The organism is Wolbachia endosymbiont (group B) of Horisme vitalbata (assembly GCF_964028625.1).
Lineage (GTDB): Bacteria > Pseudomonadota > Alphaproteobacteria > Rickettsiales > Anaplasmataceae > Wolbachia.
Map to the genome: position 1 here is coordinate 1434567 of NZ_OZ034797.1, position 25449 is coordinate 1460015.

Genomic DNA, 25449 nt, shown 5'->3' on the forward strand with positions numbered 1-25449 from the left:
AAAACTAGAGAAAACCATTTCTCGAAAACTTCTGTGTCCAGAACCAAGAGTCCGATTTACTTATAGCGCTAATAATCAATTAACCATCGGCTTTAAGGAATGATATGAACATATTATTTCAAGGAAAAGTCATGAGAAACAAGAGATTAGCTATCCAAATTAGCTGTAGCTATGAACCTAATCGGTTAGCAGAACAATGCTTATCAGATGCTTATGAAAAGGTAGTGTCAAAGGAAATAAGTCAAAAAAACTTAAAACATAAAAATGGGATTCAAGGAGGGTCAAATGGTAACAGTATGTTTATATGCGAGAGTTTCTTCGGGGAAACAAGTAGAAGGAAATACGATAGAAAGTCAAATTGCAGCTTTAGAGAAGCAAATTAATCTGGACGGATACAGATTGTTAAGTGAGTATAAATTTATTGATAACGGCTACAGTGGATCTCATTTAGTCCGCCCTGATTTAGAAAAATTACGTGATAAAGTAACAGAAGGTAAAATTGATAAGATTTACATTCATTCTCCTGATCGTTTATCTAGAAAATATGCATATCAAATGGTGCTGATTGAAGAATTTGAAAAAGCAGGAGCAAAAGTGGTTTTTTTAAATTATGAGATTAACGGTAACCCAGAATCTCAATTACTGTTACAAATGCAAGGTATGATAGCAGAATATGAACGTGCGAAAATTATGGAACGAAGTCGTCGTGGTAAAATCTATGCAGCTAACAAAGGCTATGTAAATGTAATGGGAGGAGCTCCTTATGGTTATCGTTATATAGATAAGCATATGGGAGGAGGACAAGCTTTATTTGAGATTAACGAAAAAGAAGCTGATGTCGTTCGTAAAGTATTTTTGTGGATAGGCAGAGAAAGAACAAGTATTGGGGAAGTATGTCGTCGGCTAAATACTATGTCCATTAAGACACAAAAAGGAAAAGAACGCTGGAATAAAGGTACAATTTGGAGTATGTTGAAAAACCCTGCTTACAAAGGACAAGCAGCTTTTGGTAGAAGAAGGTTAGGAGTAAGATTAAAGCAAGTAAGACCACAGAAAGGCTCTTGTGAGCAGCCAAAAAGTAACCACTCTGTCTATCCTGTTGAAAAAGCAAATTGGATTTATATTAAAGTGCCAAATATAGTAGATGAAGATATATTTGATATTGTTCAAGAACAATTAGCTGAAAATAGAAAAGTAGCAAGGACAAGAAAAAGAGGAGCAAAGTACTTACTACAAGGTTTAGTCATATGTAAGCGTTGTAATTACGGATGTTACGGAACTTGCATGAGAAGTAGACGAGAAGAAGAAGGTGGTCATTATGCATATTACCGTTGTAGTGGTAAAGATTCTTACCGTTTTGGTGGTAATAAGATTTGTGACAATAAACCCATTCGCTCAGATGCATTAGAAACAGCTGTGTGGGAAGAGGTTAAGCAGTTATTGAAAAATCCAAACAGGATTTTAGAAGAATACAAGCGTAGGCTTTCAGAACTAAAAAAATCATCATTGGATCAAAAAAGTGACCTGCTAGAGAAACAAGAAAATAAATTAAAACGTGGTATTGCTAGACTTATCGATAGTTATGCTCAAGAATATATCAATCAAGAGGAATTTGAACCACGAATTAAAGCAATGAAACAAAGCTTAAAAACAATTAAAGAAGAGAAGAAAAAGATATTTTATCAAAAGGAATTAGAACAGGAGGTAACTCTGGTTGTGGCCAATTTAGAAGACTTTTCTTCCAATATTACGTTAAACCTTGATAACGCAGACTGGTTAACTAAACGTGATATTATCAGAACATTGGTCAAGAGAATTGAAATTAACCTTGAGGACGTAAATGTGGTATTTCGCGTAAAAGAGCTACCGAACTCTTCTGGACATAATGGAAAGGAAAATAAAAATTTGCAACATTGTCGTAGGTGTATTATCTGCAACGATTAGCCCATCTTGTTTAATGTATGACTCTGCCCAATCTAAATACTTAGAACCTGTCTTGAAAGGAGTTAATTGGCTAATTTAGTAAGCATAGAAGTAATCATATTAAATAAGATATTGTTTTTTGAAGTAAGAGGAGAATGTTCGTAATCCTTGCTCATGCGTCTAAAATTGGAAAGCCAGGCAAAGGTTCGTTCTACAATCCAACGTTTAGGAATAACTTGAAATCCTGTATCAACCAATTTCTTGGTAATCGTTAGCAAACATCCAGTTTCCAACAAACATCGATTTTGTAATTTACCTTTATACCCTTGATCAGCAAAAAACCTACGTAATGTTGGAGCTTTGCATTTAGCTTGAACAAAAAGATTGGTAGCACCATCACGGTCCTGAATGCTTGCGCTGTGTACTTCTGCAGTAATTACAAGACCTAGTGTATCTACAATAATATGACGTTTTCTACCCTTTATTTTTTTACCGGCATCATATCCTCTTGATCCCCTTTTTGAGTCGTTTTCACTGATTGACTGTCAATTATACCTACTGAAGGTGTTTCATTTTTGCCAACCATTTTTCTTACCTCTTTTACTAGCATGTCATGTATTTTTTTCAATTTTCCATTATTACGCCACCTGAGAAAATAGTCATACACCGTTTTCCATGGAGGAAAATCTTTTGGTAGCATTCTCCACTGGCAACCACCCCTCATTATGTACCTTATTGCATTAATAATTGTTCTTATGTTATGTTTTCTTGGTCGTCCTATCGCTCCTTGTGCAACATAGGGCTCTAAAATTTCCCATTCCTTGTCACTTATATCACTTGGATACAACTTACCCTCCTATTTTTTGCTTACCTCATCATACTCTTTTCTTCATTACCTTTCAAGACAGGTTCTTAGGATAACTACTTTTGTCAGCATCGATGAATATCATGTCAAATGGTGCCTTTGCTGATAATTCATTAATTTTTTCCAGTGCATCACCTTCTATTAGAGTAATTTTATCACTTAGATTAAAAGCACTAAAATTTTTTTTTGCTATTCTTGAGTGTTGAGGATTATTTTCTATTGTATATATATGACCATCTTTCGGTAAAGCTTTTACCATACAAATTGACGAATAACCATATAACGTGCCAATTTCAACTATGCTTTTAACTTTATGGATTTTGATAAATAAATTTAATAATTTTCCTTCTTCAGGAGTGATTTGAATACGTTGTTTCTTATCAAGAGTACAATGTTCTTCTATTTTTTTATACTCTTTTGCAAATAAGCTTCTTATGTACAACGATTTTCTGCTAAAGTTATGACGCATTAAGTTTTATAATATAAACTAAGGAGGTTTAATCTATATAAGATTTATAAATATAACAATAGAGTTAAGAATAATAAAATTTTTTTATTTTAAGTTGTTATTTTATAAAGTAAAATTTTAAGTGACAAAGATTATTATATATTTTACTATGGTTAACTAGTATAATAACCAATTGTTATACTAGAATTAAGGGATCGTTTATTTACATCTCTCTTAAAATGTAATTTTTATAATCAATTAGAGGGGGTTATATGTCTTATAACATTGCTAACGAAGTTGAAACGTTAAGCAAGAAATCTAATAATAATGAAGGAGTGAAATTACTGCACAATCCAGCTTATCGCGAGAAGTACAAAGAACGCTTTAACGAAGCTCAGAAAAAAGTTATGGATATGGTCCAATTTTATGATGGAACGATAGTATTAATAGAGAATAAAATTGCTATGTATTATTATGCTTGGCACAGTAAAAAAAGAGAGTTTGAGCGTAAAAAGCAACAAACAGTATCAAAAAATACTGATTCAGCATAGGGTTTTTATATGGTAAGCTAAAGTGTTATTACTTCACTATAGCTTTTCCATATAACTCATCTATTACATTAGTGAAATATTCCAGCTCTCTATATCCTTCATGTTTAATTTTATTATTCTCTACATATGATTTATTATTGTTAGGCTTGACGATAAATACTGGAGTAGCTGTTATACCAAGTTTATTAATTGCAAGTGATTTATCATTTATAATTTTGTCCATCATCTTTTTATCATTAATGCATTGGTTAAATACATCTTGCTTCAAATTGCTTAGTGCAGCAATTTTTTGTAGTATAGTTAAATCACTAAAATTAGAGTAGTTCCACGAGTCTATTGCATTAAACACAGCTTTGTTAAAATTAAAATAGTCTTCTTCTTTTTCATAGCAATAACTTAGCATTGCAGCTTTTAATCCTCTGTAATCTAGAGGAAAATGACGGAATATGTATAACATCTTACCTGTATCTATATACTTCTCTTTGATTTTAGGAAAAACTTTCTTATGAAAAAGAGAACAGTGATAACAAGTGAGCGAAGCATATTCTATCATTAAAATTGGTGCTTTTGGATCACCTAATAATTTATCATCAGGCAGTAGTGACAGTAGTTCTTTTGATGTTATTTCATCAGTTTTTTGAGTGTTGGGTAAGTTTTGTTCAATAGCTGCATAAGAACTAACACTTATAAAAATAAGTAAGAACAATAATCTAAAAATCATTACAATGGAAACACTTAACTTATTAAAGAATTTATGCATTTATATAAATGATGTCAAGATAACTTTTGTTTAGCAAGGCTTTCTACTCTGTCTTTAAATGCAGCAATTATTTTACTTTGTGTATATTTATACACTGAGTTTAATAAGGTGGAAAACAAATTGGATTTAAATTCAAACTTTATATAGAACTCTACCATAGTTTTACTTTCATCTATAGGAGTGAATTTCCATTCGTTGTATAAATGTTTAAATATTCCATTTGACGACACAGCTTTTATCCAACTTTTATTTGCTCCATTTGGAGAAAGAAAGGTCACTTCTGATGTGTAACTTCCTTTAATGCCATGAAAAGCTGCAAGGAGGTCCACAATCATTTGGCTATCAGTTTTTTCTTTTATATAAACAGCTTTGCACCAAGGAACAAAATCAGGATACTTCTCAACGTCAATTACAACTTGAAATATCTCATGAGATGAACAGAAAAAAACACCTTGTTCTTTATATTGGTGTAACATAAACCTAAATAATGGAAAAGGGATCCATATCTACCGTCAGTCTTAGTAGATTCCTGAGACCTAAAGTTAAGGTGGGCATCACGTACTAATTTCAATGAAATTAACAGAGGCAATTCCCTTGATCAGAAATTATCGCTCGGGAAATTTAACTTAACTCATAACGCATAGCACAGACCCCTAAATTAATTATAGATTATTTATATAGAGTATGTCTATAGATATATTAAAACTAGCGATCATTATTTTGCCTTTGTTAAATTTTGCATTTTAAGTATCATAGCTAATAAATATATCTTATGAATCTTATTAAGTTCTTAACCATCTTTATTGTAATCTCCTCAAGTGCTTACGCGAATTGTATAGGGCACAAAACTTTTGTGCTTGCCATGAAGCAGCAAGTAGACAACACGTCTATGAAAGGGAATAGAAAAAATCTAGAACATGTACAAGAAGAACTTCTGAAAATTATTCAGAATAATGTTGACCTCAAAGGAATATCTCGATTTGTCATAGGGAAATATTGGAATTTATCTACTCAGAAAGAAAAAGAAGAGTTTCTAAAAGAATATGAAGTATATCTCGCGCGCTTGTGCGCTAAAATTTTGTATAAATACATAAATAATAGTGAAATGATCATAATGAGTACAAAAGCAGTTGACGATGAAACTTGTCTGATAGGAACAAGATTTTCTTATGGTGATGAGGAATTTACAAACATTGACTTTAAAGTGACTAAAAATGACAATTCTTTCTTAATAAACGATGTTGTAATGAGTGGGATAAGTATTGCTATTAATCAACGTTCTCAATTTAGTGAAAAAATCGACACGCACGGCATGGCAAGTGTAATAGATGAATTAAAATGTAACAATAATCTATGATATACATGCCTCATTGGCCTAAGCCGCTTGGCAGTAGACCAAAGGATTTTTCTCTTGATCGCATAAAAAGCTCTCTCAATAGATTAGGCAATCCTGAGAAAAAAATACCGCCAATAATTCACATAGCTGGCACTAATGGCAAAGGATCGACACTATCATTTCTAAGATATATGATGCAAGCAGCAGGGTATAAAGTTCATACCTACACTTCTCCACATTTAGTGAATTTTAATGAAAGAATAGTTATTGCAGGCAATGATATCGATGATAGTGAATTACATAACTCACTAGAAGAATGCCGTATAGCAGTCGCAGAACAACCCATCACTCTATTTGAAGCCGCAACGACTGCAGCCTTCTTAGCTTTTTCTCGTCATAAAGCTGATATTACTTTAGTTGAAGTGGGTCTGGGTGGAAGGCTTGATGCAACAAATGTTATAGATAATCCAATTCTAACGATCATCACTTCAATTGCCCTTGACCATACAGAATATCTTGGTCCTACCGTAGAAACCATAGCAGGTGAAAAGGCTGGAATAATGAAACCTAATGTTCCTTGCGTAATAGCACCACAAGAAAAATCTATAATGAACACGCTAGAGCATCATGCAATAAATAAGAAATCTCCTCTGTATAGAGGAGGACTTGAATGGAATTGCGAAAAACAGAATAACAGAATGGTCTTTCAATCGGCTATTCAATCAATAGAATTTTCTTTGCCATCTTTAAAGGGTGAACACCAAATAATCAATGCAGGAAACGCCATTGCAGCATGTAGCATTTTGAGTGGAAAATATGGATTTGATATTGGAGAAGAGGACATTGCTTCAGGTTTACAGAGCACTTATTGGCCTGCGCGGCTAGAGTCTATAAAAGAAGGTAATTTAATTTCTTTATTACCAAAAGATTGGCAATTATTTCTAGATGGTGCACACAACAATGATGGTGCCAGAGTGTTAGCTAGGTGGGTAAAAGACAATTTTGCTGAAGGTGTTTATATGATCTTTGGTGTCACTCGTAACAGAAACGTCGCAGAGTTCTTAGAGCACTTAAAGCCATACATCAAACTACTATGCGCCGTTTGTGTTAAATCTGAACCTAAAGCAACAAGTACAGATTTAATCAGAGAAGGAGCTAATAATATAGGAGTAAATGCTATTGAATGTGAATCAATCGGTGATGCAATATCAAATCACATACTAAAAGCCTCTATTCAAAACGTCAAAACCATACTAATTTGTGGCTCGTTATTTTTAGCCAGAGATTTGAGTATGGAGAATAATCAACCTACTTGATGAGCCGAGACGTTAAAAGCACCATCAGGATTTACAATGCTGCTTGGCTTTTCGGTTGATGCTCCTATAGGTACATTTTGTTCATCACCTATTCCTTCAGTTTTTACAAGATTTACAACTTTTCTCTCGTAGATTTCACTTGCTAAGTGTAGTAATAAACTACAACCTAGTACTGTAGCAAATCCAATGAGTATTTTACTGTCTACGCAACTAGATTGATACTGTAACACCAAACCTGCTATTAATAAAATAGGAGGGAGATAACTCGAACATTGGGAAGTAAAAATGAAATATTTAAATCTTTTACTTTTTAATATTTCTTCCCATCTCTCTTCTTGATCTAAATTTTCACCTTGTTCCCGTTGAGAATTTTGCAAATCTACAATTTCTTTCATTAAAGGTGATATCAAATAAATAGATAAGAAAAAAGTTGTAACAAATGTTATTAGGCTCGCACTAAACAAAATGCCAGGTGTATCAGTAAAATTAGCAGCCTTATATAGCTTACACCCCAAGTAAATATACGACACTAATGACGAGATGAACAGTAGGAAGCTTACTAAACTAAAAACAACATAATACTTTGTATGCTTATCATTCTGACCTTGCTAAATTGATTGTAAATACCTTTTCCATTCCTCAGGAATGATTAATCCCTGATTCTTTCCACTTAGTGGTTTAATATATTGCAAAAGTGCTGCTTTATTTCTGTTAAGGGCCTGTATTTTTTCATCGCTACCTCCTGGTTTATCTGGGTGACACTTTATTGATAACCTTCTATAATTTTTGCTATTATATTAGATATTTCTAAGAAGTTACGACCTTCTACTTCTTGCACTTGAATGCCTATCTCTTTAAATAAACTTTCATTATAATCATATTCTCTTTTTCTTAGCTTATAGCCCATGTCTCCACCTCATAAATTAACTAACTATTAATACTTTATAATATATAAATTTCCAAATCATTTCATTCATGCTTATTGTATGAATTATTTCTTTCACGACTACCATGACAAGTGTATGAAAGTTATCATTTAGTGCATAATAGTGCTTCAATGTTTAGGGTTACAGTTTTCATTGGTCATTTGAGTTACTCAAATCCAATTCATGCCAGTTCTATCTATCCTGTCATTTAAGTAGCCCTTTTTGTGTAATCCCAGTACCCTCTCTTTGATGTCATCCAAGTAGCTTACACTGGCTTTCCGTAATCTCAAAAAACGTTGTGTTTTAGCATAATTTTGTGCTCAATATGCTTGTTTATAGTAAAAATTTCTGGATTTCAGCATCAAATGCTGGAATATGGGTATCATTCAAGTAGCCCTTTGTTGTCATCCCAGTGCTCCGACACTGGGATGGCTTTGTTGCATCGCTACCTATGAAAGGCTAACTATACAAGCAACTTATTGAAAATCTTATTTTTTTGCAGTCAATCTGATCAAATTTAAGAATAGTAATTTATTGTTTGTATTAGTAAATTTAATTCTACTTAAAATAGCTAAAGCATTGAAATTCTTGAATTTTAGCTAGATTAGTGAATGGTAGTAAAATTTCTTTTACTCAAATTTAGATATTCACTGACCGTCCTTACTATAAATGCTAGAATAATAAGCTACTGATATTCTTCATCTTTTTTATCTTTAATCCGCCGTAGATAGCGATGCAACAAAGCCCACTGGGATCCAGGAACCAGCGTCACGCGCTGGCTCTCTAAAATTACTTTAGCTACAAATATTAAGAAATTTACTAAATAAAAAAAAGACAAAAAACCCCCCGTATAGCGAGTTTTAATAATGTAAATTGATAATGTGCTAACGCTTAAAATAAGCGCGATTTGGCTGAATGTAGAAAAAATTTAAAAGACATGCAGCCGCTATAATTTTTATGTAATTTGCCAATAAATATCTGAGTTTTTTACTGAATTTTGTTATTAAATCCGCGGAGATTAAAAACAAGGATAAATACTTTTGCTATTATAGTAAGGGAGATGGCGTAATTTGTCAAGTTAAATAAGCTAATTTATTAACATGTAATAATTAGGCAGCTATTGCAGATTGAATGTTCAAATGATCACTAGCTTTGAGGTTTTGGTTTCATCTATTTGCGGCTGACTAATCATAGTTCGAATGAAATTGGTTGCCATAAAGGTACAACCTAGAATAAAAAAAGCAGTAGAAATGAAAGGAATAATAGGAGATTCGAGAGGCAATATATATATTATTCCTCCTATTAAAAATGAAACGCTAGATGCAATATCAAGACAGATCTTCATTAATTTCTCTTGCCGAGGAACGAGTTGCTTATTAAGGTCACGCTGCCTGAAATGATCAGTTAATGACCATACATTTAAGACAAGAGAAAGTGCACTTAGTATAGTGCTGGCAATAGTAAAATACAAGCTTAAGGCAGAAATATTCAAAGCTAATGCTGCTATGTACCCACTCAAAGAAGCAATAGATAATGCAGTAACTAAGCGTTTTGAATAAGTTCTTATTTTCTTTCTGTAAACAAGCCTCTCTTTGTCGCAACTCATAAACTTAAGTATAGTAAATATGTTATATTATAGCATTAATTAACTCAAAAATCAATATAGAGTGCCCGAGAGAAGACTTGAACTTCCACAACTTAAAAAGTTACTAGCACCTGAAGCTAGCGCGTCTACCAATTCCGCCACCCGGGCTTTTTGTGATTTACTATGTTAAAATTAAATAATATACTTAAACAATTTTTAGCTCAAAGGTAATGCCAAATCTAGATCAAATATTTTTTGCTCAGAACAATGTTAATATTAATAATGTATATAAAATAGTCAACAACGCTTTGAGCAATAGTGATGGTGGTGAGCTATTTTTAGAGTTTTGCCAATCAGAGTCCCTGGTTTTTGATGATAACATATTGAAACACATGGATTTGAATATCAGAAGGGGATTTGGGTTAAGGTCCTTTTGTGAGGATAGTACGTCTTTTGTTTGCTCTTCTGAAATTAGCGAAAAGGAAATTAGTAACGCTGCTTCTATAGTGAAAAACTCAGTATCTTTAAACAAAACAAATTCAATAAACTTAAATGAGGGAACAAGAGAGCTGTATTCAAAGATTAACCCCATAAATGAAATGGATCTGAACTCAAAGATTAAACTACTCAATGAGGTTAATGAGTATGTAAGGTCCAAGAATAACTACGTGAAGCAAGTAAAAATAACTCTAAGTGGAGAATGGCAAGTTGTACAAATAATAAAGGGTGATCACAGGTTAAGCGATATTAGGCCTTTGGTACGTTTTAATGTATTAGTCATCCTAGAGAAAAATGGCCGAGCTGAGAAAGGCTCTTCAGGGCACGGTGGAAGAGACTCTTATAGTAATTTTGTTTCTGAGAAGAAGTGGAAAGAAGTTGCAAATCAAGCGTTAGAGCAAGCGCTGGTAAATCTTGAGGCAATTCCAGCTCCGGCTGGAGAAATGACGGTTGTTCTAGGTCCAGGTTGGCCAGGAGTACTATTACATGAAGCTGTAGGTCATGGACTTGAGGGCGATTTTAATCGCAAAGGAATCTCAGCATTTTCAGATTCCATTGGTAAACAAGTGGCAGCCAGTGGCATTACTGTAGTTGATGATGGAACTCTGCCTAATTTGCGCGGTTCTATTAGCATAGACGATGAGGGTACTTTACCTGGCTATAATGTGCTTATAGAAGATGGAATTCTCAAAGGATACATGCAGGATCATATGAACGCTAAACTCATGGGTGTAAGCCCAACTGGTAATGGTAGAAGAGAAAGTTACAAAGAAGTTACCATGCCACGCATGACAAACACCTATATGCTACCAGGAAAACATACAACAGAAGAAATAATATCTAGTGTAAAGAAAGGTCTATATGCAGTAAATTTTGGTGGTGGACAGGTTGATATAACATCAGGAAAATTTGTTTTCTCATCTTCGGAAGCTTACCTAATAGAAAATGGTAAAATTACACAGCCAGTTAAAGGAGCAACACTCATTGGTGACGGTCCAACGGTGTTGAAAAAAGTATCAATGATTGGTGAGGATATAAAGTTAGATCCTGGTGTTGGTACGTGCTCAAAAGACGGACAAAATGTACCTGTTGGAGTTGGTCAGCCAACACTCAAGGTCGATGCAATAACTGTTGGTGGAACTGAGATATAGATAAGGGATAAATGAATTTCAGCTCATGATGCACAATAGTACAAACATTGTAGCCGTTATTCAAATAGCTCGTGAACATGCAAAAACTACTTAACAAATTTCTCTATTTTCCTTACCATAACGTATATAATAATGTTACAAAAAATAATATCTTGGAATTCAATAAGTTAAATTTCTAGAAAATTCCTAAAGAAAAAGTAAAGTGCCATTTAAATAAGCTGATATAGTGCTCTATTATAGCTGGTTTTATGATATAACAAAATTATTATAAAAAAAAGTTCAGACAGATTACGTAGTTGAGTGCCTTTAAACTCAAGCAAATGAATTTGTGAGTTTAGTGGTGTTAGGAATACCTAGCTCTTTTATGCGTATTGATATTCTTAATAACCTGCTCTAGAGATAGATTATATAATTTTGACAAGGTTCTTGGCATGTGATATTTTTCTCGAATATAGGTAATGGTATAAATGACTTTATATCTATATCCAGCTCTAGGGGAAGATCTTCAATGTTTACGTCCATCCCTGATAAAGGATATTCTATGTCCATGTGCAGCTTTGGGGGATAGTTCTACTTTGAAGATTTCTTTCACTTTTACTATTGCGACTCCCGATTGGCTTTGTTGCATCACACTTTATGAGATGGTGATTTATGGTAAATTCATGTAACTATCTCAAATTTAGCCACACCAATATCAGTGAATTTATTAAGCAAATAGCATCTAGTTCTTTTTCTCGATTTATCTCAGATTTATTCCTAAAACTAAATCCGAATATTTGCTTTAATCTTGAGAAAAACCCTTCAATATAAGATCTTTTCCCATAATTTACTTTTTTTTCCATTCTTTCATGCCATCTTCACCGTATAATTTTATTAACCTAATAGCAGCATTCCTGTCAGACATATAATCTATTTTTGAATGTTCTGCTGCATCCTTTTTTGGTAGAACTTTTGTTTTTATATCGTATTTCTTACACAATTTATAAAGTTTTTGCCTATCGTATGCCCTATCTGCATATAATGCTTTTATTTTGTGCTGAAAATTAACTTCTTCAAGCAAATCGCAAGTGGTCAGAGTAGACACCGTTACTGTATTTTACAGCTATGGCTTTTTTGTTGTTTATATTTAACATTACGTGCAATTTTCTCGTTTGCTCATAGCCACTCTGTCAGTGCTATTTTCCTTGCTGTGTGTCGTTGTATATACTAATTCCTGTACTGTCTATAGCAATTTCGATATCTTCTATATTATTTTCTGCAATCATTTATCTTAATATTAAGTTTTTTTTGATGCTTGTGAATAGCTGCAAATCTCTTCCTATTTGTTGCAAATACCCTTTTATAAACCCGACTGTTTGTCTTAAACCAATTCTAAAGAAACTGACGATTATATGCACTAAAATCACAACTTTATCACTATAAATATAGTTGCCGCCCTGCATTTTTGGACAATTCTCGTACCAATTTTCTATGGCGTCATTGATATAACAAAAAATGCTTCCTCTTTCTTGGAGAAATTTGTTATATTCATGGCAGTTACTGACTCTCATTTTTTGTGGCATATTTTTTCTTCAACAGTTAAATGGCTATTTATAATGAATTTTGTCAGTAACTGCCAGTTCTTTTCACTTGAGCGATGCAACAAAGCCATCCTATGGTCAAGCCATAGGATGACAGGAGAAGGAAACACTGGGATGAAAGCAAATGAAACCACTGGAACGTTTATTTTTGAAAGTAAGTTGCATAGTAGATGATGTCATTCCAGTACTTGATACTGGAATCCAGGAATTTTGATTCTAAATTAGGTATTGGTATGGCTAAATTTGAAATCATTACATAAATTTGTCGTAAACCATCACTGCTTAAGGTGCTATGCAACAAAGCCATCCCAGTGTCGAAGCACTGGGATGACAGGATAAGGAAACGCTGGAATAAAAATAGAAGATCTAATTCCTTATATCAATTAATTCTCATCCACCTTTTATGTTACATAAACTCATCACTTTTATAGAACATCTCATTAAAATCATTCAAAATTCCAAAATCTTGATTTTTAATAAATAGATGCCCATCTGCAATATAGGACTCAGCAAGAGTAAATGGTTCATCATGATGCTGTGATGCTGGCCTAACAATTTCATTGTACAAAACCATTACTTGCTCATAATTGTATCCACTACCATCATGATATTTACCACGTATAGTGTCATAAAAATTTCTTACATCATCATACGTAACTTGCAGTTCTACCTTATATTTCCCTATTTCAACAGCCTCACCCACTTTGATTTTTAAAGGATGTTGTGATTCTTCTTTCACATTATCTATAACAATTGTTTCCTCTTGCTTCTCTTCGTCTCCTCTTATCGATCTTTTACTTCTTTCTTCACTCGCAGGTTGATCTGCTGGCATTTGGTCTATATCGTTAGATTCTTCTTCTTGCATAGTAATTTTTTTGAGATAGCTAAGCATATCCTTTCCAGCTTTTTCCCAAGTTGCAGCTTCTTTTGAAAGCTCACGATAATAAGAATCATTATCGCCTTTGCTATCTATTACATCTCTTGCTAGTTCTTTCTCTTCTGCCCATAACTCAGCATGTTCAACAAGTGTCCTGCCATCTTTGCCTACAACGTCAACGTCAGCTTTGTTTTTTATTAGATATTCTATTGTATCTAACTTTCCATGCCTCACTGCATGAACTAAAGGTGTCCAACCATCATTATCCTGAGCATTAATATTCGCACCTTTTTCAACTAACTGCTCTATCATCTTCTTATTCCCAAGATCAACAGCAAGATGCAAAGGTGTTAAGCCGTAGCTATCCTGAATATCAATATCCGCATTGTGCTCTATGAGATATTTAACTACTTCCATATTTTTCATGTGCATGGCAAAATGTAGTGGAGATTTACCAGAGCTAATATCACGGGTATCAACATCTATACCACGATCTATTAAGTATTTAGCAATTTCCGTATGTTTTAGCTCAATTGCATAGTGTAGCAGTGTTTGAGCTGACGTGTTCTTTATACCAAGATCTGCGCCATACTCAATTAAACTCTTAACTATTTCCGAATTCCCTAGCTTAATAGCAGCAAGTAACGGAAAAGTATAATAACTTTTACTATTAGGATCTGCGTTATGATCTAATAGATACTTCACTATTTCTGTATTACCTGAATAAATAGCACTGTATAATGGTGTTTGGGAATAAGCATCTTGAATATTAGGATTTGCACCACGATCTATTAAGTATTTAGCTATCTCTATATTTCCAGACTCAATAGCATAGTGTAAAGGTGTCTTATAATACACATATTTAGTATTAGTTTTCTGATAATAATTGTCATGAACATTAAGATTTGCTCCATGATCAATAAGATATTTTGCTACTTCCGTATTTCCTGACTGAATGGCATAATGTAGTGGCGTTTGTCCATTATGGTCTCTTGTATCAATATATGAATTGTGTTTTAGTAGCGTTGCTACTTTGCTTAAATCTCCCAATGAAGCAGCAAAATGTAAACTAGTCGCACCTGTTACCTTATTTATCTCGTTTACTTTTCCTATAGTATTTTCTACATTATTGTCATCAATATTCACCTTTAAGAAAGGCTGTTTATTATACTTCATAACTTTTGTTGTAACAGCTTTTCCTTGTTCGTCTTCACTCGCTTTTTTAGCAGGTTGCATAGAATCTTCTCTACTGACACTTGATTTAGATTCTATCTTGGTTTTATCACCACTTACATTATGTACTGGGCTATAACCATATAGACCCTTGCCTGCACTTTGTTGGCTTGTTGAACTTTCAACACTGTTAGATTCAACAACATTATATTCCATATGTTGTTCACCACTCAGCTCAGCCTTAACCCATTGTTTAAATTCTTGATCATAACCTTTCAGCTCAGCCAAAAAATCCTCAAATAATTTATTACCTTGAGACCTATTTGCACCAGATTTAGAAAGGCTCTTGAGCAAATTATCAATCATATCTGGGTGTTTATCTTCAAGAAATTTGATCACTTGTTCAGCATCCGAATGATAATGTTCCCCTTTATTACTCCAAATATTATTGCGCAATATTTCATCTGGTTTGAGACCTTTATTCTTTATTGCAATCAAGGCCTCTTTATCTCCGTGGTCATTGACATGACGACCATCTTCTAAACTTGCCATATAGTTAGCAACCCCTTCATGCATAGCCTTAGATAAGACATCACCTGTACCATAATAGGAATTAATGATAGTTAAGGCGTGTCCCAATTCGTGTTTCAAAGTTTTACACGAGTCATCAAATTGGTCTTGTAGATAAAAATAAACATGAATTTCTGAGCCACGCCCTTGAACTGTTAAGCCAGAAGCGCCTTTATAGTTAACGTTCAACTCCTTAAGATAATTTTCGTAGTCACTCTTTGTATTAAATACGAAAACATTAACTTTATTTGGTATGTTGTGCCAAGGCTGAGAATTATTAATGCCAAATGCTGAATCAAAATCTTTTATAGTACTCTCGATGGCATTTTTTACACTACTCAATTTGCTCTGAGTTAATTCCTCATCATCATATTTTATATTTATTTGAAGCTTGTGTTCGCCAAAAGTCATAACTTCACTATCTGGCACAAGATCTGCCACAATTTTATCGCCACTTTTTACATCCATCCACTGCTTAAATTCTTTTTCAACTTCTGAGTTATTCAAAAGATGCTTGAATTTTGATATCGCTTCTACTCTATCGAAGGACATCTCAGTAAGCAATTGCTTTATGAATTGAGGATGTTTTTCTTGTAGGAATGTCACTAAGCAATCTGATATTCTATAGTCGTTAGACATACTTGCTATTTTATATGGTGTATCATGCCCAGATTCATGCATTTTATTGTATGCTTCTTTTGTATAATGCATATCGCGAGTGCTTTCTTTTTTAGCTGCATCATAGCTCCACATGAAAAGCTTCATACCGGTACGTAAAACTTCAGGTACTGTATCCATATTACCGGTAGAGTACTCAAGAAATGCATCACTCATTTTTTCCATTAAAATTTTAGATTTTGCACAAAGTAAGCCATTTACATCTCCAACAATAAAAGTCTTTGCTATCGTGCCGTCAGCTTCGTGTGCTCTTACTGTTCCACCACCCCATAATTCTCTATGGTCCTTACCACCTGAAAGTTCCTTGATGTGAGCTTTGTAATCATCATAATTTTTCAGCACATAAAGCTGCAATTTTACTGGACCAGAATGAACGCTTTTTTGTGAATAGAAATTATCAGACCAGGCTCCGTAAGCATCTTTTACAGTTTGTTTTATATACTCAGGGGTATAACTAGCTAATCCCCCATATTTTACTTCTATTGTAAGCTGATCGTTTATTACTATACTTTCTTTATTTGGAAATAATTTTTTAATCAAAGTTTGTGATTTATCATATTCAGAATTTGTTTTAAATTTCATATCCACCTCTTAAAAATTTTCACTATAAATAAGTCTTGAGAAAAATGCGTTAACTGTAGATTCAGCCTTTACCTTGTTTTTGCACAACTGCTGAGATAGTTGATCATCGCTGAAAAGCAGATTCTTAGTATTGAGATATTTAGCATAGCTGCCAGCAGGTATTGAGTAAAAACCGCTTTCAAGTTCAAGATAAGAGCTGCTATTCAGAACAAAAAATAAATCGCTCTGGTCAAGCAGTATGTCATAACCAGAGCTCGTGCAATGTAAGTATTCATTGCTTTCATACTCTGCTATGTAGTATTTACTTGCATCAAGATCACCATTAAGCTGTAAAATTGCTGCTGAACGTCCATTCCCAATACTATGGCCTTTTATTACTTTAAGTACTTTAATCTCATCATTTTCTATGAGTTCTCTTAACTTTTCATTCTTTTGATTTAATTCTTCCTCTGCCTTTCTTCTGTCTTCTTCTAATTTTGTTTCTTTTTCAACAAGCTCATTTTGTATTTGCAAAAACATATCTTGAATGGTTAAGCCATTTAGAAAGTAATCCAATACACTTGACACAAACGGCTGCAATTCACCATTATCTTCAAAGCTCTTTTCCTGCTTTTTGTCATATTGAGTGGGATTATAGATTGCATACAGAGGATAAAAACCATAATTCACCTCGTCGAATGATAACTCTATCGAAAATCCGCTCTGATCAAGTGGAAGTTTAGTAGCTAAATATCTACCATTATCATCTCTGACATATAGCTCATTTATACCATAGTGACCACTATATTTGTTGTAATAAATATAAAAATTCTCAGGATTAAGATTAAAGTAATCATCTAAATTGTTAGGTTTACCGAGCTTTTCACGTAGAAAACTCTTGCTCTTATCTGTAAGTTTGATGCGTGTAGAGAAGTAACACCGATCTATTCGGTCACCTTTTTCTATTTCAAAGTCTAGGACTATTTTATCGCTAAACATACAGAATTTCCTCACATTTCCAATATTTATGATTATAAATTGTGTACTATGAAAAAAGCATTAAGGCTTCTTTATATATCTAAAAACAGCGCTAACTTATGACAAGAACAGTTGACGTATTACTACCACTTCCAATTGATCAGCTATTTTCATATGCAATTGAGAAAGATACTGAAATTTCAATTGGAGATTACGTAGTGGTGCCGTTTGGCAGAAAGCGTTTGATTGGAATAGTTTGGAGAGAAAGTAGCAAAAGCGATCGAGAATTAAAATTTATTGAACAAAAGGTCGATTTACCGAGTATTAGACCAAAACTGATCGAATTTGCAGAGTGGGTTGCGCAGTATAATGTAATACCTATTGGTATGCTTGCGAAAGTGATAATGGGGGGAGTGCTAAAAGTAAATCAAATAAATAAACTAGTTTATGCTGAACAAAAGCAGGAAATAAGCAAAATAGACTACCAATTAAACCCTGAACAGCAAGTAGCTCGCGATAAAGTAATAAGTAATTTGAATGAGTATTCAGTGACTTTACTTGACGGTGAAACCGGGTCTGGGAAAACGGAAGTTTATCTCTCTGTAATTTCACAGTTAATTAAGAATCATAGTATTTACGAACATTGTCTATCCTTCTCCTGTAATTCCAGTGTTTCCTTCTCCTGTCATCCCAGTGCCTACTTTTTTTGCAATTCCAATGCTCTCTTCTCTTGTCATCCAGGTGCCCTCTTCTCTTGTCATCCCAGTGCTCCGACACTGGGATCCAGTTTTTCATATAATCTCATCACAAACGTTTATTTTAATTTAAGACCAATACCTAATTTAGAATCAAAATTCCTGGATAAACACTGGAATGACACCTTTGTATTTAAGGCAAAACCCACTGTAACACTTAGCATACTGCCTTTGCCAAGCACTGGAATGACAACAGAAGGAGGTAATGCACAAGTCCTTATCCTTCTGCCAGAAATTGTCCTAACTTCACAATTGGTAAATCGTGTTCGCAGTCAGACATCTGGCAATATAGCTGAGTGGCATTCAGGACTTACTCCCAAAGCTCGCCGAAATAATTGGCTTAGTATTGCAAATGGAAGTGCGCAGATCATTATTGGGGCAAGGTCAGCACTTTTTTTACCTTATAAAAGCCTAAAATTGATCATCATTGATGAAGAGCATGACTCATCCTTTAAACAAGAACAGGGAATTATATATAATGCTCGAGATATGGCAATTATCTTAGCCAAGCTCGAAAATATTTCGATTATTTTATCATCCGCCACTCCGCTGCTTGAAACAATTTATCACGTTAAAAAAGGGAATTACAATCATGTAAAATTGACTAAACGATTCGGTGGTGCAGAGTTGCCACAAATAAAAGTAGTAAATAATAAGCAATGGATTTCCAATGAACTTTTCGAAGGAATAAAACAAACCATAGAGAAAAAACAGCAAGTTATGCTCTTTCTAAACCGCAGAGGATACGCACAACTTGCAGTTTGTAAAAAGTGTGGATACAAAATTTCCTGCTCAAATTGTGCTGTCTGGCTTACATACCACAAAAAGAAGAACGTCCTTTTGTGTCACCATTGTTCTTATCAATCAAAACTTCCAGAAAAATGCTCCAATTGTCAAAGTGAGCAGTCATTGCTTCTTTATGGTGTGGGAATTGAAAGGTTAGTTGAAGAAATAGTGAAATTAATACCAAATGCAAAAACTGCGATTATCAGCAGCGATCAGAAGTCGCTTGGTAGCGTCATTGACTCAGTGCTTAAGGAAGAGGTGAATATTATAATCGGTACACAAGTGATTGCCAAAGGGCATAATTTCCCTAAGTTAACTTTGGTTGGAGTGATAAATGCAGATTTAGGACTTGAAAATTCTGATCTTAGGGCAGCAGAAAAGACGTATCAATTATTGCATCAAGTTGCGGGTAGATCTGGGAGGTTCAACGAAAAAGGAACGGTAATAGTGCAAACTAATAATCCTGAAAGTTTGATAATAAAAGCATTGCAGCAGCAAAAAAGGGATTTGTTTTATGAAGTTGAACTTGAGTCAAGACGCAAAGCTAAAATGCCACCATTTAGTAGATTAATAGCGCTTATAGTTTGCGGTAAGGATCAATTTGCAACGCAGAAAGCAGCAAGTGAGATAACAAGCTTTTTGCATGATCAATGTTCAGCTACTATTCCTTCTGCGTTGTCATTCCAGTGCGTGACTAGAAAAAAAGAACTCGAAATTTTTGGCCCATCACCAGCAGCAATAAATTTCTTAAATAATAAATATCGGTATAGAGTGCTACTCAAAATACACAATAAACATAGTTTATCTATAAAGAAAAAGCTAAAATATTGGATTAAAAATTACAACTTGAATTCAAATATTGCAGTAACAATAGATGTTGATCCTGTGAGTTTTTTTTGATGTTATTTGAATTTATTTGACATTCACAGAATTAATTATATTAATTTTTTAATCAATGATTTGACTTTTATTAGAGTTTATTATATTATTGATATAACTAGAATAAGGAGATGGTATGAATACTTTACTTGAAATCGTCTGTAGGCCAGGGATAAAGCATAAAGAAAAAATTAGAGAATTGAAGGCATTTCTTAATAAAAATATCGAAATACCTATTGATAAGGAGTTATTTAAATCAGCTTTATCTATAGAGGATACTGTAGATATAAGAAAAAAGATGGTGTATCTTATTTTGCAACACTGCATTGTATACGATAGTACAAGGTCTAAGAACCTGTCTTGAAAGGAGTTAATTGGCTAATTTAGTAAGCATAGAAGTAATCATATTAAATAAGATATTGTTTTTTGAAGTAAGAGGAGAATGTTCGTAATCCTTGCTCATGCGTCTAAAATTGGAAAGCCAGGCAAAGGTTCGTTCTACAATCCAACGTTTAGGAATAACTTGAAATCCTGTATCAACCAATTTCTTGGTAATCGTTAGCAAACATCCAGTTTCCAACAAACATCGATTTTGTAATTTACCTTTATACCCTTGATCAGCAAAAAACCTACGTAATGTTGGAGCTTTGCATTTAGCTTGAACAAAAAGATTGGTAGCACCATCACGGTCCTGAATGCTTGCGCTGTGTACTTCTGCAGTAATTACAAGACCTAGTGTATCTACAATAATATGACGTTTTCTACCCTTTATTTTTTTACCGGCATCATATCCTCTTGATCCCCTTTTTGAGTCGTTTTCACTGATTGACTGTCAATTATACCTACTGAAGGTGTTTCATTTTTGCCAACCATTTTTCTTACCTCTTTTACTAGCATGTCATGTATTTTTTTCAATTTTCCATTATTACGCCACCTGAGAAAATAGTCATACACCGTTTTCCATGGAGGAAAATCTTTTGGTAGCATTCTCCACTGGCAACCACCCCTCATTATGTACCTTATTGCATTAATAATTGTTCTTATGTTATGTTTTCTTGGTCGTCCTATCGCTCCTTGTGCAACATAGGGCTCTAAAATTTCCCATTCCTTGTCACTTATATCACTTGGATACAACTTACCCTCCTATTTTTTGCTTACCTCATCATACTCTTTTCTTCATTACCTTTCAAGACAGGTTCTAAGAAAGCAGAGATATTGTCATTTAAAAACGTGATGAAGATTTTAGATAAAGCGGTGAATAGATCTGTTACTCCTCAGTATTTCTACAAATTGATCAATTTTCAAGATCAAGATCGAGAGACGTTATTACACCAAGCTGTTAGAAATAATAACACTGGTGCTATAAGAGCCCTTTTGGAACATGTTACAAATCCTTTGATAGAGAATGTAAATAAGCAAATTCCATTAGATTTAGCTCAAGGAAATACAAGAGAAGTACTCATTGAATGTATGAAAAACCAAGCTAAATTGAAAAAAGGAGATGCTAGATGTAATAGTTTGATTGGCATTGTACCTGGAGTTTTTCTCGGTATTGGACTCGGTGTTGGTGGTGCTTTAGTCCCTTCAATGACTATTATATTATGCGCACTCGCAGTATCTGCTCTTGTTGCTGGAATAGCAGTTGGACTGTCTATATATTTCCTAAGTCAAGACTATAAACAGGCTAAATCGATAGAAAAAGCTGTTAACCCTCAACTCTCTTTTGTCAAGCATGAAAAGGCTTATACAAATGAAGCAATGCTATAAGAATAATAACTGTGAGTTTTTTAACATTAGATTTCTTGCATAATCAAGTGTGATCCCAGTGTCAGCTACTTGTATAACAAGAAAGAAGGCACTGGTCTCACATGCATCTAAACGGATAGATAACCTTTCATTCACAATTCGTCCTCAAACAGTCTAATTTTCTTTAGCTATGAAATAGAGCAAATTGATTTTTTATTAGTTGATGTCTGCTTTTTTGCAGAACATTGGTCAGGCTGTGATATAGAAGGTTGGTTAAATGTTGTTTTGGGCTTATTAAAAGAAGATCGTGCTGAAGATCGTGCTGAAGAAGGGCCAAAGCCACTATCTTTAGCCGAAGCATCATCCCCACCTTTACCTTCACCATAGTAGTCGGGCCTAAGGAATTTGCTCGAGTTTCCATTATGTGATTTACCTATAACTGAATTCTTAGGTGAATCACCAAAACCACTATCTGCACTTGTATCTGCACTTGGTCCATCCGTCCCTACTTTTTCTTCAGAAGGGGCAAGAGTTTGTGGTTTCATAGCTGGCACACGCGCAGGATCAATGGATAGCTTATATTTAACTTTATCTTTACCTGTATCTTTATCTTTAACTTTATATTCGCTGATTAAAGAGCTCTCTGTGATCTTATCCATCACACAGTAAGCAATGTCTGGGTTAGCAAAATCTATTCCATACACTCCTTTACTGCCCAATAGCGATTTCTGTGAAGTCCGACCTTCAAAGCTATTTAATATATACATACCAAACATATTATTAACGTGATTCACTTCTTCTCTTGTTAAATATCCCTCCTCATTATTATAACTTACAATAGGAATTAAAATTGAATCTTCGTCACTGTTCAAGTAAGAGTCACGCAATATACGATCAACTGGTATGTTTGCTTTAAGAAACAAATTAACCACTGCAAATTTCAGCATGTCACTAACTCCAATCTCGCCTTTTGGAGTATCAAAACAACGACACATCAAGGATGCTCTATGTTTTACTATGTCTTGAACAAACTTAAGATCATCAAAAACGCCTTTCTTTAAATATACATCATTCCCCTTCTCTTCTAAAAAACCCTTAAATCTTTTAGGACTATTTTCATAACTTTCCATTCTCGATGAGAATGATTTTACAAAAGAGTCTTTTAATTCTCGATCATCAAAGCCCTTACAGTATAAATAATATTTTCTTTCAAAACCCACATCGGATAAATTGTTTTCCACATAATCTGGACCTTTAGGATGATCGTCTATAATACTCTCTATTGTGAATCTTATAAGTTCATTAGCTAGCAAATATTTTAGATTACAAACTACCTCTTTTTCAATTGGCACTGAAAACCTATGTCTGCTACTATCTGTAGTCCATTTTCCTTGATTAAAGTTAAAAGGAAAAGAGTCTGTATAAAAAAGATCATTGGCAGCCCTTTCACTTCCACAAAACTTTTCTACTATACTCTCTCTCATATTTTTCAAGTACTCTCTACGCTGATCAATATTCATATTTTTATCAAATGAGAGAACAACATGATCTTTTTCTATAGTGAGATTAGTAATAGCAGTATTATCAGAAAGAAGAACACTATTAAACGCTTTTACTAATTCTCGATTTATTTTACTTTTATTAGGCATAACGCCACCCCCCTAAACTAATATAATTATTTACTGCTGCTCTGACCACTAGATTGATTTTTCTTTCTTTCCTCTTCACGTCTAATCATGTCTCTAAAGTCATCTATTTTCTTTGGATCTATTTTACTCAGATCAATCTTTATTCTCCCTGAATCAGGTACTTTTTTATTTGGATCATTATTGCCATGCATATCAACCTCTAAATTAAATTATTATGTAATGAGTATATTAAGAATCAATTATTAGCACAAGCAGTTTTTTAACATAAATTTTATTCACCATTTTTATACTCCTGGATTCCAGACTGGGATGACAAGAGAAGAAGTACTGGAATAACAACTTTTTAAATTAAGTTTTCTGGATCCCAGTGTCAGCTACTTGGATGACAAGAGAGAGAGCTACTTGTCCGCCATGTCATTCCAGCACTTGATGCTGGAATCCAGATGAAAAACCAGTGTCACGCACTGGGATGACAAGAGAGAGCTACTTAGATGACATTCCGCCATGTCATTCCAGCACTTGATGCTGGAATCCAGATAAAAAACCAGTCTGGAATGAAAAAAAGAGAGAGAACCTTTACACACCTCTCTCTTTGACTGAAGAAGCATGGTTTTCAACTTTTACGTCCTCAGTTAATCCTCCTGGCAGTTCCATAGAAGCATTAGACTTTTGCTTACTACCATTAGAAGATCCTTTTCTTTTAAATCTCATCCCATGAGCATCATTCGATGTGTTTCTTCTAACTCTCCTGTGTCGCTCTGGAGCAGGTGGACAGACAGCTAATTTTGGTTTTTCAGTTTTCTCTTCTTTTGCTTCTTTCTTTTCTTTATTCATTTTTTCCAGTTTTTGTACTTCACTATTTTTGTGACTTATAACAGGTTTAGGTAGAGTGTCTACTAATTTTTCTATAGGCTTTGGTAAAATAGCACGTTCTTGCTTGTCTAGAACAATTGGCATTGGAACTTGAGATGAAAAATTAAATAGGGAAATTGGTATGATTTCATTCACTTTTGTTTCTATTTCTTGACGAACTTCTTTTGATTCTGTTTTTTCTGCTTTTTTGTCTCTTTTTTCCTCAGTTACATCTTGCTCTACTACTGCTGCTAAATCAACTGCAAAAATTTCTGCAAACATTGCAATGACTGAGCCCACGAGAAAAGTTTGAAGCTTCAATTTTAAATTTTGCAACGCTTGCAAACGTTCGAGTATTGCTATTTCCTCTTCCGGAGATAACCCACCACTGAGTAATTTCTCCTGCAATTCTTTTATCTCTTTGTCTAGCCTTTTATCCCAACTTAAATCTAAATCTTTTTTGAAGATCTTGTTAACTAATTCCTTAAGCTTATCACGCAAAAACTTAATTATCGAAAGAAGCAGATTTTTCTCTTTCTTCTCCTTGAGCATTTTGTAGACTTTCGGATCTACATTTACTTCAAAAAGATTAAAGAGGGATTCAAAGAAATTTGCGAATACCCCTTGATTATTATCAGTAAAGTAATCCTCATTATCTTGTATCTGTAGCTCTACTTGAGATAATGTTTCATCAATGCAACTCGCAGCCTGACGCTCAAGCTCTATTCTCTTGAGCTCAGCTTTCCTAGCAAGCTCCTCCATGAATCCTTTTAATTCATTGAGCTTCTGCTCTGCAGAGAGATCTTGCTCTCTGATTCGATTAATGTAGATTGAGCTACCGTCCTCTTCGTTGTTATTGATTAAAAAATTTTTCATTGCTTTTTCTCCATTAATTGAATTACTGTTTCTATAATTGTTTAGAAGGCTTTTTACCATTTTATCTTAAGTCTATAAAATACAATAACTCAATCTTACAATATGAAGTATTTAATAAGTATTAACCTTA

The 25449-nt window shown here is 33.9% G+C and carries 22 protein-coding genes, 1 tRNA gene, 1 other RNA gene and 1 pseudogene; 8 read left to right on the forward strand and 17 right to left on the reverse strand.

Annotated elements, in window-relative coordinates:
* Window positions 1-264: 264 nt before the first annotated feature.
* A complete protein-coding gene (locus ABWU56_RS06920; RefSeq protein ID WP_149168752.1) occupies window positions 265-1944 on the forward strand; it encodes a recombinase family protein in 1680 nt (559 codons plus the stop codon).
* Between the two features lie 62 nt (window positions 1945-2006).
* Here the strand turns inward: ABWU56_RS06920 and ABWU56_RS06925 are convergent.
* Window positions 2007-2770 (reverse strand): IS5 family transposase gene (locus ABWU56_RS06925; RefSeq protein ID WP_353281091.1). Its coding sequence is split into 2 segments (ribosomal slippage): window positions 2007-2416 and window positions 2416-2770, totalling 765 coding nucleotides; the frame shifts between segments, so codons are not numbered across the junction.
* Window positions 2771-2828: 58 nt separating this feature from the next.
* Window positions 2829-3257: pseudogene (locus ABWU56_RS06930) on the reverse strand (O-methyltransferase); the annotation flags it as partial.
* Between the two features lie 251 nt (window positions 3258-3508).
* Here ABWU56_RS06930 and ABWU56_RS06935 point away from each other — a divergent pair.
* Window positions 3509-3787, forward strand: coding sequence for a DUF2671 domain-containing protein (locus tag ABWU56_RS06935; protein WP_010403908.1), 279 nt, complete (start codon window positions 3509-3511; stop codon window positions 3785-3787).
* 28 nt (window positions 3788-3815) lie between these two features.
* Here ABWU56_RS06935 and ABWU56_RS06940 read toward each other — a convergent pair whose 3' ends face one another.
* The 3 genes from ABWU56_RS06940 to ssrS all read right to left on the reverse strand — a co-directional run bounded on the left by ABWU56_RS06940 (window position 3816) and on the right by ssrS (window position 5202).
* Window positions 3816-4508 (reverse strand): thioredoxin domain-containing protein, encoded by a 693-nt coding sequence (locus ABWU56_RS06940; protein WP_353281413.1) that lies wholly within the window; start codon window positions 4506-4508, stop codon window positions 3816-3818.
* Window positions 4509-4561: 53 nt separating this feature from the next.
* Entirely contained in the window at window positions 4562-5023 is a 462-nt protein-coding gene (locus ABWU56_RS06945; RefSeq protein WP_353281415.1) for a type II toxin-antitoxin system RatA family toxin, read from the reverse strand.
* Window positions 5024-5040: 17 nt separating this feature from the next.
* A non-coding RNA gene (gene ssrS / locus ABWU56_RS06950) (6S RNA) lies at window positions 5041-5202 on the reverse strand.
* A 117-nt stretch (window positions 5203-5319) separates the two neighbouring features.
* On the opposite strand from ssrS, the gene ABWU56_RS06955 reads away from it, so the two are divergent.
* Both ABWU56_RS06955 and ABWU56_RS06960 read left to right on the forward strand, forming a co-directional pair.
* The gene (locus ABWU56_RS06955) at window positions 5320-5904 is read left to right on the forward strand and encodes a phospholipid-binding protein MlaC (RefSeq protein WP_179945643.1); all 585 of its coding nucleotides are present in this window, start codon (window positions 5320-5322) and stop codon (window positions 5902-5904) included.
* On the forward strand, window positions 5901-7199 hold the full coding sequence (locus ABWU56_RS06960) for a bifunctional folylpolyglutamate synthase/dihydrofolate synthase (protein ID WP_353281417.1): 1299 nt from the start codon (window positions 5901-5903) through the stop codon (window positions 7197-7199). The genes ABWU56_RS06955 and ABWU56_RS06960 overlap by 4 nt, the downstream gene beginning before the upstream one ends.
* Here the strand turns inward: ABWU56_RS06960 and ABWU56_RS06965 are convergent.
* The 4 genes from ABWU56_RS06965 to ABWU56_RS06980 all read right to left on the reverse strand — a co-directional run bounded on the left by ABWU56_RS06965 (window position 7187) and on the right by ABWU56_RS06980 (window position 9878).
* Complete coding sequence (locus tag ABWU56_RS06965; RefSeq protein WP_264704567.1) at window positions 7187-7714, reverse strand: hypothetical protein; 528 nt, start codon at window positions 7712-7714, stop codon at window positions 7187-7189. The genes ABWU56_RS06960 and ABWU56_RS06965 overlap by 13 nt on opposite strands.
* Before the next feature lie 248 nt (window positions 7715-7962).
* Complete coding sequence (locus ABWU56_RS06970) at window positions 7963-8106, reverse strand: hypothetical protein (protein WP_264686763.1); 144 nt, start codon at window positions 8104-8106, stop codon at window positions 7963-7965.
* A 1154-nt stretch (window positions 8107-9260) separates the two neighbouring features.
* Window positions 9261-9731: a hypothetical protein gene (locus ABWU56_RS06975; protein WP_353281419.1), complete on the reverse strand. Its 471-nt coding sequence runs from the start codon at window positions 9729-9731 to the stop codon at window positions 9261-9263.
* Between the two features lie 62 nt (window positions 9732-9793).
* Window positions 9794-9878, reverse strand: a tRNA-Leu gene (locus ABWU56_RS06980).
* Between the two features lie 62 nt (window positions 9879-9940).
* Here ABWU56_RS06980 and tldD point away from each other — a divergent pair.
* The gene (gene tldD, locus ABWU56_RS06985; RefSeq protein WP_353281421.1) at window positions 9941-11359 is read left to right on the forward strand and encodes a metalloprotease TldD; all 1419 of its coding nucleotides are present in this window, start codon (window positions 9941-9943) and stop codon (window positions 11357-11359) included.
* An 826-nt stretch (window positions 11360-12185) separates the two neighbouring features.
* Here tldD and ABWU56_RS06990 read toward each other — a convergent pair.
* The 4 genes from ABWU56_RS06990 to ABWU56_RS07005 all read right to left on the reverse strand — a co-directional run bounded on the left by ABWU56_RS06990 (window position 12186) and on the right by ABWU56_RS07005 (window position 17797).
* Window positions 12186-12419 carry a hypothetical protein gene (locus tag ABWU56_RS06990; RefSeq protein ID WP_353278766.1) on the reverse strand — a complete coding sequence of 78 codons (234 nt, stop codon included), beginning with the start codon at window positions 12417-12419 and terminating at the stop codon, window positions 12186-12188.
* A gap of 205 nt (window positions 12420-12624) precedes the next feature.
* Window positions 12625-12921: a transposase gene (locus tag ABWU56_RS06995; RefSeq protein WP_264374473.1), complete on the reverse strand. Its 297-nt coding sequence runs from the start codon at window positions 12919-12921 to the stop codon at window positions 12625-12627.
* A gap of 424 nt (window positions 12922-13345) precedes the next feature.
* Window positions 13346-16819, reverse strand: coding sequence for an ankyrin repeat domain-containing protein (locus ABWU56_RS07000; RefSeq protein ID WP_353281423.1), 3474 nt, complete (start codon window positions 16817-16819; stop codon window positions 13346-13348).
* A 9-nt stretch (window positions 16820-16828) separates the two neighbouring features.
* The gene (locus tag ABWU56_RS07005; protein ID WP_353281425.1) at window positions 16829-17797 is read right to left on the reverse strand and encodes a hypothetical protein; all 969 of its coding nucleotides are present in this window, start codon (window positions 17795-17797) and stop codon (window positions 16829-16831) included.
* A 98-nt stretch (window positions 17798-17895) separates the two neighbouring features.
* On the opposite strand from ABWU56_RS07005, the gene priA reads away from it, so the two are divergent.
* Entirely contained in the window at window positions 17896-20217 is a 2322-nt protein-coding gene (gene priA, locus ABWU56_RS07010; RefSeq protein WP_353281427.1) for a primosomal protein N', read from the forward strand.
* Window positions 20218-20332: 115 nt separating this feature from the next.
* Window positions 20333-20560 (forward strand): hypothetical protein, encoded by a 228-nt coding sequence (locus tag ABWU56_RS07015; RefSeq protein ID WP_353281428.1) that lies wholly within the window; start codon window positions 20333-20335, stop codon window positions 20558-20560.
* A gap of 6 nt (window positions 20561-20566) precedes the next feature.
* Here ABWU56_RS07015 and ABWU56_RS07020 read toward each other — a convergent pair.
* A protein-coding gene (locus ABWU56_RS07020) for an IS5 family transposase (protein ID WP_353281091.1) occupies window positions 20567-21330 on the reverse strand; the annotation gives its coding sequence in 2 pieces (ribosomal slippage) (window positions 20567-20976 and window positions 20976-21330; 765 coding nt in all).
* A gap of 99 nt (window positions 21331-21429) precedes the next feature.
* On the opposite strand from ABWU56_RS07020, the gene ABWU56_RS07025 reads away from it, so the two are divergent.
* Entirely contained in the window at window positions 21430-21963 is a 534-nt protein-coding gene (locus ABWU56_RS07025; RefSeq protein WP_353281430.1) for an ankyrin repeat domain-containing protein, read from the forward strand.
* A 167-nt stretch (window positions 21964-22130) separates the two neighbouring features.
* Here ABWU56_RS07025 and ABWU56_RS07030 read toward each other — a convergent pair whose 3' ends face one another.
* The 3 genes from ABWU56_RS07030 to ABWU56_RS07040 form a co-directional block, all read right to left on the reverse strand.
* Window positions 22131-23591 carry a hypothetical protein gene (locus tag ABWU56_RS07030; RefSeq protein ID WP_353281431.1) on the reverse strand — a complete coding sequence of 487 codons (1461 nt, stop codon included), beginning with the start codon at window positions 23589-23591 and terminating at the stop codon, window positions 22131-22133.
* 26 nt (window positions 23592-23617) lie between these two features.
* Complete coding sequence (locus ABWU56_RS07035; RefSeq protein WP_353281433.1) at window positions 23618-23782, reverse strand: hypothetical protein; 165 nt, start codon at window positions 23780-23782, stop codon at window positions 23618-23620.
* A 385-nt stretch (window positions 23783-24167) separates the two neighbouring features.
* Window positions 24168-25379 (reverse strand): hypothetical protein, encoded by a 1212-nt coding sequence (locus tag ABWU56_RS07040; protein ID WP_353281435.1) that lies wholly within the window; start codon window positions 25377-25379, stop codon window positions 24168-24170.
* Between the last annotated feature and the right edge of the window lie 70 nt (window positions 25380-25449).